15 protein-coding genes are annotated in these 15,155 nt (G+C 49.8%); 14 read left to right on the forward strand and 1 reads right to left on the reverse strand.

Annotated elements, in window-relative coordinates; genetic code table 11:
• From rpsB to IHN22_RS12700, 14 genes are all read left to right on the forward strand, one after another.
• On the forward strand, nucleotides 1-331 hold a 331-nt coding region (rpsB, locus tag IHN22_RS12635; protein ID WP_191435703.1), incomplete at its 5' end, for a 30S ribosomal protein S2.
• Between the two features lie 80 nt (nucleotides 332-411).
• A complete protein-coding gene (gene tsf, locus IHN22_RS12640; RefSeq protein WP_191435704.1) occupies nucleotides 412-1,326 on the forward strand; it encodes a translation elongation factor Ts in 915 nt (304 codons plus the stop codon).
• Between the two features lie 477 nt (nucleotides 1,327-1,803).
• Nucleotides 1,804-2,187 carry a hypothetical protein gene (locus IHN22_RS12645; RefSeq protein WP_191435705.1) on the forward strand — a complete coding sequence of 128 codons (384 nt, stop codon included), beginning with the start codon at nucleotides 1,804-1,806 and terminating at the stop codon, nucleotides 2,185-2,187.
• A complete protein-coding gene (locus IHN22_RS12650) occupies nucleotides 2,180-3,901 on the forward strand; it encodes a Mu transposase C-terminal domain-containing protein (RefSeq protein ID WP_300986669.1) in 1,722 nt (573 codons plus the stop codon). Before IHN22_RS12645 ends, IHN22_RS12650 begins: the two co-directional genes overlap by 8 nt.
• Nucleotides 3,898-5,226, forward strand: coding sequence for an ATP-binding protein (locus IHN22_RS12655; RefSeq protein ID WP_191435706.1), 1,329 nt, complete (start codon nucleotides 3,898-3,900; stop codon nucleotides 5,224-5,226). The genes IHN22_RS12650 and IHN22_RS12655 overlap by 4 nt, the downstream gene beginning before the upstream one ends.
• A 54-nt stretch (nucleotides 5,227-5,280) precedes the next feature.
• Nucleotides 5,281-6,480 (forward strand): TniQ family protein, encoded by a 1,200-nt coding sequence (locus tag IHN22_RS12660; RefSeq protein ID WP_191435707.1) that lies wholly within the window; start codon nucleotides 5,281-5,283, stop codon nucleotides 6,478-6,480.
• A 3-nt stretch (nucleotides 6,481-6,483) separates the two neighbouring features.
• Nucleotides 6,484-6,783 carry a hypothetical protein gene (locus IHN22_RS12665; protein WP_191435708.1) on the forward strand — a complete coding sequence of 100 codons (300 nt, stop codon included), beginning with the start codon at nucleotides 6,484-6,486 and terminating at the stop codon, nucleotides 6,781-6,783.
• 2 nt (nucleotides 6,784-6,785) lie between these two features.
• Entirely contained in the window at nucleotides 6,786-7,139 is a 354-nt protein-coding gene (locus IHN22_RS12670; protein WP_191435709.1) for a hypothetical protein, read from the forward strand.
• Nucleotides 7,136-7,420 carry a hypothetical protein gene (locus tag IHN22_RS12675; protein ID WP_191435710.1) on the forward strand — a complete coding sequence of 95 codons (285 nt, stop codon included), beginning with the start codon at nucleotides 7,136-7,138 and terminating at the stop codon, nucleotides 7,418-7,420. Before IHN22_RS12670 ends, IHN22_RS12675 begins: the two co-directional genes overlap by 4 nt.
• Nucleotides 7,421-7,484: 64 nt before the next feature.
• Nucleotides 7,485-8,150, forward strand: a complete 666-nt coding sequence (locus IHN22_RS12680) for a recombinase family protein (protein ID WP_191435711.1) — start codon at nucleotides 7,485-7,487, stop codon at nucleotides 8,148-8,150.
• A complete protein-coding gene (locus IHN22_RS12685) occupies nucleotides 8,147-8,470 on the forward strand; it encodes a hypothetical protein (protein ID WP_191435712.1) in 324 nt (107 codons plus the stop codon). Before IHN22_RS12680 ends, IHN22_RS12685 begins: the two co-directional genes overlap by 4 nt.
• A gap of 206 nt (nucleotides 8,471-8,676) precedes the next feature.
• The gene (locus tag IHN22_RS12690; RefSeq protein ID WP_191435713.1) at nucleotides 8,677-8,814 is read left to right on the forward strand and encodes a hypothetical protein; all 138 of its coding nucleotides are present in this window, start codon (nucleotides 8,677-8,679) and stop codon (nucleotides 8,812-8,814) included.
• A gap of 225 nt (nucleotides 8,815-9,039) precedes the next feature.
• Nucleotides 9,040-9,243, forward strand: coding sequence for a hypothetical protein (locus tag IHN22_RS12695; RefSeq protein ID WP_191435714.1), 204 nt, complete (start codon nucleotides 9,040-9,042; stop codon nucleotides 9,241-9,243).
• A gap of 1,912 nt (nucleotides 9,244-11,155) precedes the next feature.
• Nucleotides 11,156-13,009 (forward strand): DNA primase family protein, encoded by a 1,854-nt coding sequence (locus IHN22_RS12700; RefSeq protein ID WP_191435715.1) that lies wholly within the window; start codon nucleotides 11,156-11,158, stop codon nucleotides 13,007-13,009.
• A gap of 982 nt (nucleotides 13,010-13,991) precedes the next feature.
• Here IHN22_RS12700 and IHN22_RS12705 read toward each other — a convergent pair.
• Nucleotides 13,992-15,128, reverse strand: a complete 1,137-nt coding sequence (locus tag IHN22_RS12705; RefSeq protein WP_191435716.1) for a 3'-5' exonuclease — start codon at nucleotides 15,126-15,128, stop codon at nucleotides 13,992-13,994.
• Nucleotides 15,129-15,155 lie beyond the last annotated feature (27 nt).

Genomic DNA, 15,155 nt, shown 5'->3' on the forward strand with positions numbered 1-15,155 from the left:
GGAAGTCATGAAGCACCTGGGCGAGATCGCCAAGCTGGAGAAGTACCTGGGCGGCGTCGTGGAGATGAAGAAGCTCCCCGGTGCTCTGTTCGTGGTTGATCCCCGCAAGGAGCGCAACGCCATCAACGAGGCCCGCAAGCTGAACATCCCCATCGTGGCTATCGTGGACACCAACTGCGATCCCGACGAGATCGACTACGTGATCCCCGGCAACGATGACGCCATCCGCGCCATCAAGCTGATCTCCGGTGTGATGGCCAACGCCATCCAGGAGGGCAAGCAGGGCCAGGACGCCGCTGAGGAGACCGAGAAGACCGAGGCCGCTGAGTAATTTACCCAAACAAAGGACAGGAGCGCCCGCCCGCGCGGGCGGACGCTCCTTTTTATAATTGAGATGGAGGTAATGTGATCATGGCAATCACTGCAAAAGACGTACAGGCCCTGCGCGAGATGACCGGCGTGGGCATGATGGACTGCAAGAAGGCCCTCACCGAGGCCGAGGGCAACATGGACAAGGCTGTTGAGATCCTGCGCGAGAAGGGTCTGGCTGCTTCCCAGAAGAAGGCTGGCCGCATCGCTGCCGAGGGTATGGCTTACGCTACCGTGGTGGACGGCGTGGGCGTGGTGGTCGAGGTTAACGCCGAGACCGACTTCGTGGGCAAGAACGAGAAGTTCGTCGACTTCGTGAAGGGTGTTGCCGCTGTTGTGGCCGCCAACAAGCCCGCTGACCTGGACGCTCTGATGGCTCTGCCCTATGGCAACGGCCGCACCGTGCAGGAGGAGCAGCAGGAGATGGTGCTGGTCATCGGCGAGAACATCAAGGTCCGCCGCTTTGCCTTCTTCACCGATGGCATCTCCGTGCCCTATGTCCATGCCGGCGGCAAGATCGGCGTGCTGGTGAACTTGGAGACCAGCCTGTCCGCTGAGCAGGTTGAGACCGTTGGTAAGGACGTGGCCATGCAGATCGCCGCTCTGAATCCCCGCTTCTGGGACAAGAGCCAGGTGGATCAGGCCACTCTGGACGAGGAGAAGAAGATCCTGCTGGTCCAGATGGAGAACGATCCCAAGATGGCTTCCAAGCCTGAGAAGGTGAAGGAGGGCATCGTGGCCGGCAAGCTGGGCAAGTTCTATAAGGAGAACTGCCTGCTGCAGCAGGAGTTCGTGAAGGACAACTCCATGACCGTGGAGCAGTATATCGCTTCTGCTGCCAAGGCTCTGGGCGGCGCTGTGACCTTCAAGAACGCTGTTCGCTTTGAGAAGGGCGAGGGCATCGAGAAGAAGCAGGAGAACTTCGCTGAGGAGATCGCCAAGCAGCTGGGCAAGTAATTGTGTACTTGTCCCCCCGCAAACAAGCACATTGTCCCTAAATAATGACTCACAAAAGAGTCCGAGGAAATTCGTTTCCCCGGGCTCTTTTTTTATTTATTTTCTGCTTTTAGCCCGGGTTTGGATTGATTTGGAACCAATTTGGAACTTTTTTCGAAAAAGATTGGGTGGGCGTCCGACGGTCAAAATGGTCGGACAAACGACCAGGTTGAGATGGGACGATCACATGGTATCTAAGGGAAATGGCATTTAACTCAAAAAATTGACAGCGAAATTTGAATTAAATGAAAAATTTGCGGGTAGGATCATCAAATTTTTGATTTAATTCAATTTTTGGACGCAAAATTTTGAGCTAATTCCGTGGCACTATCAAAATTTTGAGTTAATTCAAAAAATTAAGATAAAAATTTGCTGATACAGAAAACTGATGGAGATATAAGCCACTGGGGAAACAAACTTTTTGGGGAGGGGTGCCATATGGAACGCTTAGGAGAGCGCACACGAGACATCCGATTTTATAGCAACAAGAACGGAGATATCGTATGCCTGCACAGTAAGTGGGCCAGGAACTACGCCAAATGGTTGGAGGAGCAGCCGTGGGTGCAAAGTTACGAAGCTGGCTACCCTTTGAATGCTGACATCATGGGCCGCATATCACGGGCAGGCATACGCACGGACTACCTGCAGACCGGATGGGCTACCGACTTTGTGATTCGCTGCGCTGATGGTCACAAGGGGGTGAGAGAGTTAATTTTAAGGCAGCAGCTAAAGAAGAAAGCATATGTGGAGCGATTAGAACTCTCTCGCAGATACTGGGCAGTAACCGACACGGAGTGGATGGTGGTGATCGTAGATGGATAGACCGCTGCGCTTTGTTTGCCGGCTTGGGGGTGTATTCAGGGTTCTGATGGAGAATTCGGCTGGCGGCTGGCTTATTGAATGTAATGGCGGCCCCTCTCCACCATTTTTTGAGGCCGACCTGCACAAGTATGAGCGGGTGCCAGCGCCGGAAAGCTGGATGTCAGAGCAGGCCATGACTCCGGCGCAAGAAGCCCGCCTGCAGATGATCCAACCGCTGCTCGACTGCGATGACTGCATCCCGGACAAATCCCTGCGCTACAAGATGGCGGCGGATGCGGCACAGCAGTATCAGACTACGACACGCCGCATCCTACGACTGTATTATCGTTATCTGGCAACAGGACAGCTCGCGCAAAAGCGGACACAGCAGACCAGCAAAAGCAATCAGATGATAGAGCGAGCGATCCGGCGATACTATTTTGGTGCCAAACGGCTATCCCTAAGATCCGCCTATGAGATGATGCTGCTGGAGGATTATGTGGGCCCCGATGGTCAGCTCGACAGCGATGCTCCCACATGGCCTCAGTTCCGACACTACTACTACGATCATGACATACACAAGGACCCGCAAAAGGTCATTGCCCGAGAGGGCCTTGCCAAATATCAGAGAGACCACCGGCCGGCATGGGGAACCTCTGCCGGGTGGCGTACACAGCCTGGATCGTACCAGATGGATGCCACACAGGCGGATATCTATCTGGTGTCCAGAGCAGACAGATCTGTCGTTGTTGGCCGACCGTATATCTACTTGGCGGTAGACACAGCCACTCACCTGATTGCCGGGGTCTATGTTGGGTATAGCTGCGATGAGACCGCTGTAATGGCTTGTATCGAGCAGGCTGCTATGGATAAGGTTGGGTACTGTGCCCGCTACGGCATCGAGATCACACCAGAGCAATGGCCTTCTGTTGGAATGCCGTTGGAGATCATCACGGATCAGGGCCGGGAATTTTTTGGCCCCAGAATGTCGGAGCTATGCCGCCGGTATGGGCTTGAAGTTCTGACCTTGCCGCCATTTCGGCCGGACTGCAAGGGGTCCGTCGAAAAATCGATTGACTTGTTACAGCAAAGATACAAGCCTATGCTGCGGGGCCGTGGCGTAATCGAGGATGATGCCCAAGAGCGATGGGCCACCGACTACCGCACGCAGGCAACCCTTGACCTTGATGATTTTGCACGGGTTGTCATCCACTCTGTACTGTACCTAAACAGCGGGAGGCTTACCGATGGTAAGACACCAGCAGAAAGATGGCTTGAGATGTCCCCAAGATTGATGACAGTGGACATGGAAGAGCTGCACATCCAGACGCTGTCCCGGGATACTGCCAAGCTGACCCGCAAGGGCATCCGGATCAATCGCATATGGTACGCCCCGGATGATGCAGAGGGGTTGACCATTGGAGACAGCTATACGATTGCTTATGATCCGGCAGATCTACGTCGTATCCATATCATCCTGGCTGACAAGATTTGCCCATGTCATGCAGTTGAGATTGGTCAGCAAGTCGCTGCTTGCGAGGTTGATGCAGTATATGAAGCAACTAAGAGGAACAGGGAGGCGGCCAGGAAAAAAGAGATGGCATCGAGCATCGCCGCTACCCAGGCCATCCGATCAATCGTCGAGCACGCAGTTGAGCACAGAGAGCCAATTAGGCGAGTTGATGGAGAGCAAATCAAACAGGACAAGCTCACAGAAAGGGGGCAACTGACATGAGCAAGTATCCAGCCGGTCATACGGTCGGGGCCATCTACGAGGGTAGCAGCGGCAACCCGTACCTGGATGCCATGCCGGACATGCTCTCGCCGGAACAATTTGCCCAAGCCGTGGCAAGCTACCCCCCTATCCCCTATGATATGGCTCGGATGTCTCCAGAGGAGCGTCGGGGACTGCTGCCGTCTCTGGCATCCATCTATGTGCCGATGCCGTACCAGTACGCCATCTATGATACGCTATACCGTGCGATCGCTACGACTTACCGTACGGCCGATGTGGTGGAATCGACCAGAGCAATCAATGCCTACTACTGTGGCCGAGACACCAACTATGCCACGCAGGCAGATAGCGGGTCAATTTTGGGAGTCCCGGGGTGCGGAAAGACGGCCACTGTGCACCGGTGTCTGTCCACGATGCCACAGGTTATCGAGCACATGGAGTACCAGGGGCAGCCCTGTTACTGCAAGCAGGTACTGTGGCTGCATGTGGAGTGCCCAAGCGATTGCTCTGTCAAAACGCTTGGATTTTCGATCATGGCCGCACTTGACCGGGCAATTGGCTCGAAGTACCTGCAATCAACGCAGGGACTGCGATCAGCATCTGCATCCGCCATTGCAGTACAGACAAAAATCCTGCTTACTAACCACCATGTAGGGTTGTTGGTGATTGATGAGATTCAAAATGCAGTGCTGACCGCCCGCAAAAACCACCAGGAAAAACCTCTGCTCCGATATCTGGTTGAACTTACAAACGAGACGATGACCTCTATCTATTTTGTTGGCACACCAGTCGCAGAGGAGCTCTTTGTCTCCCAGGAGCATCTCAAGAGGAGAACCAGAGGCATCCGTCTGGCACCATTTCGACCGGACGGGGCATATCTCGATTTTTTGAACAAGATATGGCCCTATCAGTACACAGAACAGATGGCAGAGCTGACCACATCCATCGGCAATAAGCTGTACGATTGCAGTGGCGGCATACCAGCCTACATCATCAAGATATTTGGGGAATCACAGGCACAAGCCCTGATTCAAGGCCGAAGTTATATCGATGAAAAAATTATCCAGCGGGCGGTCGATCTGTTGGCCATTAAGGTACCTCGAACCTATGCGGCCGGAACTCATATCTCAGATTTTGAAATTGGGATGGTTGTACCAGAGCCGCCGCTGGATCAGGAAGAAATATCTCGGCAATACGCAAACAAAAGAGGCCGTAAGGCAGCGCAGAGAGATGATGGAGATCTGCTCGTGGCGTACAACAATGGAGTAGGCATTGAGGCTCATCTCAGTGAAAACGGATATCTGGAGGCGGATTATCGTGGGTAACCCAAAACTGCACTGGGTCCCTGTTGCGCTTGCACATTTGATGGGGTTGCGCCGATGCTGACCTATTTTCCCACGCCCTACCCCGGAGAGTGGTGGTACTCCGTCCTCTGCCGCTACCATGTGCGATCCGGGCATTCCAAGCACGCAACCACTATCAGTGAGCTATACGGTGGTCGACCTATGGTGCATGGCAGACTTATCCCTGGAGGTGACTGCGCCGCCATCTTGTCCAACTTGCCGCCTGGGGTGCTGTCGATTGATGATGTATTGGCCAATCATACTCTGCTGCCATACTATACCCGCTTTTTTGAGACAGATAAGAAGCGGCAGGTATGGGAGGCATTACAGGTTGGCCGTGGCTCAGGTATTACCAGTGTGCGGACGCAGATGCCGGATGGTACAGAGGGCCTTAAATTTTGCCCTAATTGTTATCTCTTAGATACACAGGAATATGGGGAGCCATTTTGGCGCCGAGTGCATCAGATCCCCCTCTTGGGCTACTGCCCGATGCACAAGATCCCGCTTGTTACTGTGCCTATTAAATTTGCGAGGCTATCTGAGGTTTTCCTACCGCTCATATCTGTTCACTGCCAGGATACCGTAGAAGGAAGCACTGAGTCGTGGATGGATCCGCTGGCGGACATGATTGCGGCGCTGCTATGCAGAGACTATGCCCCAACGGTTGGATACAACAATCTGCATACCGCATTGATCAACGCAGGATATGGCGAGGATCGGGTAAGCCGATATCAATCAATCGATGTGGCAAAAATCCAGCGGGCAGTGCTGGAATGTTATGGTCAGCAGATCTACGAGCAGTATTTTGGCCGCTTGTCCGCCGCCGTGATGTCGAGGCTCGTGCATTGGCAGCTATCCTCGCCAGAGCGGTATGCGCTGCTCGCTGTGATGGTTGGCCTGGATGCTGACACGCTATTTGGGCCGGCGCTCGATGTCACAGACCTACTGTTGGAGAGGCTCTTGTCCTACAAGGAGGCAGGTGTGGTATATGGTAAAAATGATCTGGCCGCAAAGATGGGCATACAGCCCGGGCAACTGGACTCTTTGGCGGCAAAATATCATATAGAACCCTTTTGGCGGCAGATCCGGCAGGAGCGCAATCGGTGTATTCGGTTGTTACTAACAAATAGCGAGTACGAGGCCATATCACAAGCGGCCCAAGAAAGCGGCGGTACACCGCTCGCTGTGTTTGCACGTACAATCATCTTGGATGTTTTGAAAAACAAGGAGAGATGACCCATGAACAGATACCGGAAAATCCTCAAGGAAGTACTGGCCCAAGAAGATCAAGATCGCGAGCGTAAGATTGAGTACCTGATGCCTACGCTGTGCGGGTTAGTTGACGATGCTCCCTATTTCTCCGCGCTAAGCAACGGTGCAGCAGCGCTGACAGCGCTGTACATCCTGTGTACCAGTCACAATATCAATACCGTTAATCACTATCAGGCAATAAAAGAACGCTTGGTGCATCTGATCGATGACCTGCAGGACGAGATGTTGGATCAATTCCCGTCTCACAGACCGATGGGAGAGGAGTAAACGTGGATAAGTATCGCAAAATTTTAAAGGAAGTCAGGGAAAAAGGCGAGAAAAAAGACCAGGAAAAACAGGCGAGGAGTATCGCAGAGACTATGTGCTTGTCGGTCGACGAGAGCCCGTACATGATTGCCATGGAGGATGGGGCGGCAGCGATTGCAGCTATGTATACCCTATGCGTAGATGATGGACTCAACACTGTAGCGGAATATCTTGAACTCAAGGATCGCCTTGATGGACTCCTGGGCGACATGCACGACAAGATGCGGGAGATATACCCGGTACCTGCGCAGAGGGATCCAGGGGACAAGTCCATGCCGTGCATTGGCGCCGATACGGCCCAGGAGGAGTGTACATGATATGGATGGATAGTTACGCCAAGATCCACGCGCTCACCCTCAGCTGGGTTGCCTGCGATGACGACCTGACCGATTGGACGGATGAGACCCTGTGGCCTCTGATATCCCACGCTGATATCGAGTCCATGATGTGGGCCATGTCTGCGTTTGTGGCGATTACCTCCAGGCCACCCCCCGCTGGTGTTGACCCTCGTGTCTACCGGCTGGCGTGCAGGATAATTAGAGACAAGATCGAGCAGGCAATTGAGGCAAAGCTCAAAGTGGCAGAGAGCTGTCCGTAAAACAAATGTTTGTCGTTACACACGGAGACACCCCATTTCGGGGGCCTCCAAGGGGATAAAATGCGTGAAAAATGGAACGAAAAATCAAAAGGGGATTATCGTTACAGATAACGCTGGTACTGTACATGGCTATGCCCGGTGCTCAACTAATGAGACCCGCCAGGACATTGATCGCCAGGTCCGGGAGCTGCGGGCTGCGGGTGCCGCCGTTATCTGGCAGGAATACGAACATGGAGATGCCGAGGCCAAAGAGCAGCAGAACATGATGTGGGACACTGTCCAGCCCGGAGATACCATCGTAGTAACAGAGCCATCCAGATTGTCCCGCTCGGTGCAGCAATTTTGTGCGATCGTGGAGACGATCAAGGCGAAGCGCATCCGACTCCAGATCCTGGGCAGTATCACCATCGATTGCCGCAAGGATGATCCGGATCCAATGACTGTGGCTTTTCTTCAGCTTATTGCCGTGTTTTCTGAGCTTGAGTTAAGTATGATTCGGGCCCGGGTACGCTCCGGTGTAGCTAACGCCAGGGCCAAAGGCAAACAGCTGGGCCGCCCTCCCATCACAGCGGAGCGCATCCCTGATAGTTTTTATCGCTACTTTGTCAAATTGCAAGCTGGCGAAATAAATGTAACAGAACTGGCCAGGTTGGCACAGGTAAGTCGTCCCACAGTTTACCGATACCTGTCAGCCATTCGAGCCAGAAATGCAGAAAGGAAATTACCATGACTGAGTGCTATCGTTATGCTATGGACACCTATGAGCAGATGACCGAGGATGAAAAAGCGAAAATCTCCCTGGATCTGCTGTATAACGCCATCTGCTATTATCATGGAGACGCTAAAGAAATCGTGCAAAAGCTGTTGCGTATGGACCAGACAACTCGTATCAAATTTGGGGCCACGTTGACTGCGACGCGGCAAAAAGTCAAACAGATGCATAAGGCCACGTTGGCTGCAATGCCTGCCTCGGGGCGATCGATCTTTGCTTCCCATGAAGTGGAGGATATTATCTTTTATCAAGTATCCAATGGCCTGGAGATTAAATAAAGATTTGAGTAAAACTTAGAAAGAAGGATTGTAATGAAAAAAGACAACATGATCAGCATGGAAGAGGCAGAAATTATGGCGGAAATCGAAAACACAAATCTGAATATGCCCAAGATTAAATGCAGCATCTGCGGCAGGGAGACACCGGCCCATGAGTATACGCATTGCCCGAGGTATGGCGTCATGCACGGCAGATGGCATTGTACATGCTGGGAAAGGCCCCCAAGCCTACGCCGGTAGACGAGCAGGCGCTGGCCGAGAAATATGGATACACCATCCATGATGTGTTTTGCGCCGATTGCTGGCTGGATCTCATCTTGGATGGGACAGGCAAAGATGGGTAATCTTCCGAGGCAAGCGACAAATGATTCCTTATATACAAACGAAAACTATCAAGATTAACTTGGCTAATGCTCCCCTGTTGCTGTCTTTGTCTACGGGCCCGATGCTGGGAGTCATATACCATCCAGCATCGGGCAGATGCCCGGGGCATATACGTGCGGGTGCGAAAGAAAGCTTGACAATGGATTTTTCTTTGTATATAAGATAAGTAGTAAGGAGGATAATCCATGGAAAACGACACTGAACTGATTACAATTACAATTGATGCTGACCTTGCAGTGAAAGTGGAAGAAATGATCCGGCCTATGGGCATCACCCAGGAGCAATTGATTGTTGGATTTTACCATTGGTGTGTGAATGAGCCGGAAGAAGCAATTGCCTATTTAAAAAAGGCAAAGGAAGAGCAGAGTAAAGCACTCCATCATGATTGATTAACCTGGGAATATAATAATTCGGGCCCGCCTTAGATGGCGGGCCCGATATTTTTTCCGTACACACAGTACTAATGTAAATTTTTCCAAAGCATAAAGCATATAATATATATAGGAGTAGCGCTCTAACCCTTATGTAACAATGCATCAGTTGCGACGACACTGTGTCGTGAGCGCTACGGTATAGGTATGGGGGAGAGCTATGCGCCAATCAAATTTGGACAACATGCATATATTAGCAATAGTCCTACGGCTATATGCCATCAAGACCTCATTGTACATCGTTCCTGTTAAAAAATTTAAAAATAATTTTTTGAGGGCACTAAGTGATATGTTTTAACCATTTCAGTGCGAAATTTCAATTAAATTGTGATAAATACTCTAATTGTTGTATACAACATTGATTTTTGTGAAATGGGATATAAATTTGCCGCATAATATATACAGACAACGCCTCGTGGCGCGTGGGAGCCAGGGACACCCGGTTGGAGTAAACCCATCATTCCTACCGGACTACCTCCACAGCGAGCAGGCTGCATATAGGATCTGCCGGCAGGCGCCGGCGGCGTGGGTCGATGCGTGTACCAGCCCACGATATCAATAACTGGACCAGGTGTGACAGAGCCGCTGCAATAAGTCTGTTCGGGGGAATGCGTGGGCATGGTAATCTAAAACCTCCGTCAACCGGGTGTGCCTGACCGGGTTCATATAAATTAGGCAGGAGGGCTTCTCGCCGGCGAAAGCCGGGGGAATCCACTCATACAAACCTCATGGAGCGAGAAGACTGAGGCGAGTGGATTGGCAGATTACCGCTGATCAGATCAAATGTAGGTCTGATATACCCCCTGTGCCGCGTGAGAGAGTAGGACTCTATTTTTCTCGCGCGCCGCACAGGGGGTGGACTGCGCGTGCCGGTCGGTGAAGTCCTTTAACTGTCCCGCTCGTGCAGAACGGAAAGTAACAAGTCTTGTATACAAAGAAAAGCGTTGGAGGTTGGCTGTTGTCACCAACACGCAGGGTGACGGCCAAGACAACTGCACGATGCAGAACGGCAGGAGACACGTCCCAAACGGCCCTGGAGGCCGCCGGCAGCCCCTGCAGTACCGGTCGAGCCCCGGCAGAGACCCGGCAGCGTCGGTTGAGGCGTAGCGGTACCGGTCAGCACCCGGTTGGAACGCAGCGAACCTGACAACGCCTCGATCGGAACGCAGCAAGCCTTGCTCAACAGCGCTAACATGTTCACGGAGCGTTGCAAAAGAACGATACAGCACATGCCTGCCTGCTCGACATACTTAATAGGAGACTGGGAAGAAAAACTTTAGTTAGGTAAAGCGTCTTTCGTTGAATGAAGAGGGGAGGAGACTTCTTCTTGTTCTCGGAGGTGGAAGAAGGAGAATCCTCCTATTCCTGGAAGATGGAGAAGAGACTCTTTCTTGTTCGTGGGGGAGGAGAATCTTGGTTGTGGACCTTAGTTGGAAGAAGAGAGTCTCTTTTGTCTATGTGGGACAGAAGAGACTCTTTTGTGTTCGGAGGACGGGCATACAATTAAATTGGAGTGTACGAAAAAATCGTACAATTGGAAATCACCCTTGGTGGTAAAATGTACCGTATGGAGCCAGCCGGAGAATCCCTCCAGGAATGTCTCTACTAATTCGATATTTTAGACTCTGGTCATATGCCAGGGGCCTTATATTTTCACCAAATTATCTTGATTGAAATTGTATATATCAAACAAAAGTAGACCAAAATAACACAAAAAACTACAAAACAAGCGATATCAGAGGGCTGCATGACGAGTTATCTGCACGGCTCCGCCAAAAAGTTTGCATATCATAATATGTAGACAAAAAACGCTACCAAACACCCACAACCATATGGTGGATGGTGGCTCAACAAAAGAAGGGAGCCCCGTATGAGCAGTATCGTTAACTATAATATTAACGCTAATGCCGTCAAGCTGTACCGGCAGGTAAATCGTGATTGCCGCACGCTACAGGCTGGTCTGACAGTTGAGCAACAGATTGATCAAGCAACACAGATCATGCGTATGGCGCAGATCAATGAACCCGGCAAAGAGCCCAAGGTACTGATCGTAACAGAAAAAGATGATGGGTCAAAAGTATACAACGTTCCAAAAGGATGCGAATTTGAGCGGTTTGGCGTGCGTCCGTACGGGTGGCCCGTCAATCCGTATGATGTGACGGTGTACCCCATGGATAATCAGGGACTGGCTAAGTTATTTGTAGACGCCATCGCAAGGGGCCGCATCGCCTACCATAGCGGCCTCAAAGCGATCATGTCCTTCGATGGGAAAAAATGGGTCAAAGATGACAGCAACGGCAGCCAGATGTACTTGGCACAGGATGATTTTATTAGTATGCTGAGGCATGCAGCAGATTGCATTGATAATAAGGATTTCAAAAAAACCTTTGAACAGGCACGTATTTCCGCCGCAATTAGGGAGTCAGGGAAGAGAGCCATGGCAGCATACGCCAAGGCCATGCTGGCCGTATCCGCAGAGCGGTGGGACGCGGATCCATATGCCCTAAATATGCAAAATGGTGTCTACCATCTTGATACGATGTGGTTTGAGTCTGGGCATCGGTCTGAGGACATGATGACCCAGATTGCTAATGTGGCATACGATCCAGATGCCACCAGCCCACTTTTTGAGGAGTTTTTGTTGTCGATTTTTGATGGCGACAAAGAAAAAGCAGATTTTTTGGTACGCTGGTTTGGGTACAGCTTGCTGGGCGCAAATCCACAGGAAAAATTTTTGATTGCTTTTGGGCGGACAAGCCGCAACGGCAAGGGCACTTTCCAGGCCGCCATCAGCGCCATGATGGGCGATTATGTAGGCAATGCGTCGGAAAAAATGATTATTAAAGGGAGCAAAGTGTCTGATGGCACCCAGCAGGAGTATCTTGCAGCACTTACCGGCAAGCGATTTACATCGATTAGCGAGTTGCCTCGTAACTCTCAGCTCGATGGTAATCTGCTGCGACAGGTAACTGGTGACGATCCGCTTAATGTTTGTCGCAAATATAAGGAATCGACCGAAATCAAGGTATATCCCCATATCACATGCTGGACCAATTACCTGCCCCGTACCAACGATCCCAAACTCTTTGAGAGCAATCGCATCATGGTTCTGACCTTTGACCACCATTATGTCGACCAAATGGAGTCCAAGAGGACCGGTAAGCCTGCCGATTTGGACCCCACCCTTAAAAATCGGATCCGGGATCCGAAAGAATTGCCCGGGATCTTTAACATCCTTTTGCGTGGCTGGCAGGACTATGTCGATCGTGGCCATCTGGATCCTCCGGCATGTGTAATCCAGGCTACTTACGACTATATGTCTGTGGACGATCCCATTACGCAGTACATGCATGACTGTTACGTTGAGACGGGTAATCCCAGCGATATCATCCTCGCTGGTCAGCATTTTGAGATTTTCAAACGTTGGGCTCGGGACAACAACTATGGCGACAGCAGCAAGAGCACCTACAAAAAAGACATGGCAGGCCGCACGAAGAACACTTGCAAGGGACGGGATGCCTTGGTCGGCTACCGTATCCGTACTCCGGACGATGGCGAGTGGGTCGATCCCAACCATACAGCTAAGACAGCTAAGGTTGATGACAAGCCTGCGCAGGCGACTATCGCCACCGACGCCGCCACCGGCACCGCCATCGGCACTAACACTGGCGCCGACATCGCCACCGACAGCACAGAGGGGGTGCAGATGGGGCTGGCATGTTAATATCCACATTCATAGGGCGGATCTGTGTGATCTGCCCTATTTTTTAAACATATGGTTGCAGTTTTGGGCCAAAAAATGCAACAGCGGACATAAATTTTTGCAACACAAGACGTGCACATTTTATGGCTGCCTGATTTGTGTGATTTACAAGCTGCGCGTGTTGCAGATTTTCACAAATGGTTGCAAACCGGTTGCAAAAAACTGCAACACCTGCAAATAACTTATTTTGTTAGATTTAATAGGATTTTATTTATATCTGTATAATATTATAACTTTTTGAAGATGAAAATATATATGTTGCAAAAATTGCAGTTTTAATATGTATTTTCTACTGGATCTATTATTTAATAAACAGCCTGGGAAAATATTTTTGGCTAAAAAAACTGCAATTTCTGCAACACCATGATTGTTGATCCTCTCATATGTTTTAGTTATTGGCTCCTTATATACCTTATATACGAAGAAAAACTGGTGGAGAATTTCCCCTGCCAGGCCGCTACACCTTTTACCAGGTCATCTGCTCGATGCTGGATGTTAGATACAACAATTATCCACTATCGGGCCAGAAGTCTAAACTATGGAAAAATCTGCTTGGGAAGCGATGTACCATCCTAATTTTCTTCGTATATAAGTCCAAAATATTGCCATGATAGATGAATTGATATATTACAGGCAGAGTATTGCTCCTGTATATATTATATGCGCCGACGAGACGGTGGTACAGGTGCTGAAGGAGGATGGGGCGGTATTCACGCCGCAAGCGGCGCGCATACCGTCCCACCTCTCCCGGAAAAGCTGTCATTAAGGGGAATAAGCCCCTATTCTGCACATTGCAACTACGATATTCTTGAGTTCGTCGAAAATCGCTTACACAAAATTTTCTGACGTGCCAGCTATTTTTGGTGTCGGTAAGCCTCCCTCTATTTAGTGTCTTATCATATACGCCTTTTCTACATTTTATCTAATGATTTATCGCTTGGATTTAATCAAGGAATTCTGATTTTCTGCCATAACTCGTGATGTAAACACCTTTTTGTGCACGAGTCATAGCAACATACAGTAAACACTTCTCTGACGTAATTGACTCCAATTCGGAAATTGCATCTGTTTTGTTGATTGCGGATGGCAAAGGCAGAATGCGGTTGTTCACGGCGACAATAAATACATACTTGAACTCCAGACCCTTTACACGATGCATTGTAGCAACACGAAGACCATCAATATTTCTATCATCGGCCTTATTTCGCTTGATTGCATAAGAACGAATCCCTACTTTAGTAAATAGCGCAATGTAATCTTCAACAAGTTTTTTTGTTCTTGCAACAACACAAATATCTGTCAGCTCTACTCCGTTCGCCTTTAGACTTTTTATCTCCTGTGCGATAAATTCGAACTCATCATTTGCGTTGTTAAAATTTGTAATGACCGGTTTCTCACCATGGGTTAGTGATTGACATTTATCACCCAAATCTACTTCGTCATCCAGATCATCAAAGGAAATCCCGTTCAGTAGAGCAAACGTATGTTTTCGTATTTCCTCTGTTGTACGATAATTGATCTTTAGAATACTACTACGCCCACGCACATTGATACCGCATTTAGAAAGAGTTGGGTGATTCCTGTAAATTCTTTGATGAGAATCTCCTACAACGAAAATATCGTTGGGGTGTTCTTCTCCGGCCATTGCACGGATAAGCCGGTAGGCATTATCGCTAAAATCTTGACCTTCATCAATGATTATGTTCGCATACCTGGTACTCTTGCCGGTAGTGAGGAGCAGCCTTGTACTCTCATACATGGCGGTGTTAATATCTCGGACTCGATTCTCTTTCATAAGATTTTGGTAACATTCAAACACTTTCCATACTTGTATTCTCTTTTTTCGATCAAGCCGAGTTCCTCGACCATTTCTGGTCGCTTTTACATACTTTTCAAGTGTTAATGTTTCTTGTGCAATCACTACTCTGTTCCATTCTTCTTCGTAAAATGAAACATCGTAGGGTAAGTCCGTATTGGCAAGGAGAACAGCCTTTTCCCACAGTGGGTCAATAACATCAGTATAGCCTATCTGTGCCGAGAATCCGGATTCCCTTAAAAACTGATTCCAATTCATTTTCATTTAAATTTAGCTTAATGCTTAATGCCT

This window comes from Flavonifractor sp. An112 (assembly GCF_904377885.1).
Lineage (GTDB): Bacteria > Bacillota > Clostridia > Oscillospirales > Oscillospiraceae > Flavonifractor > Flavonifractor avicola.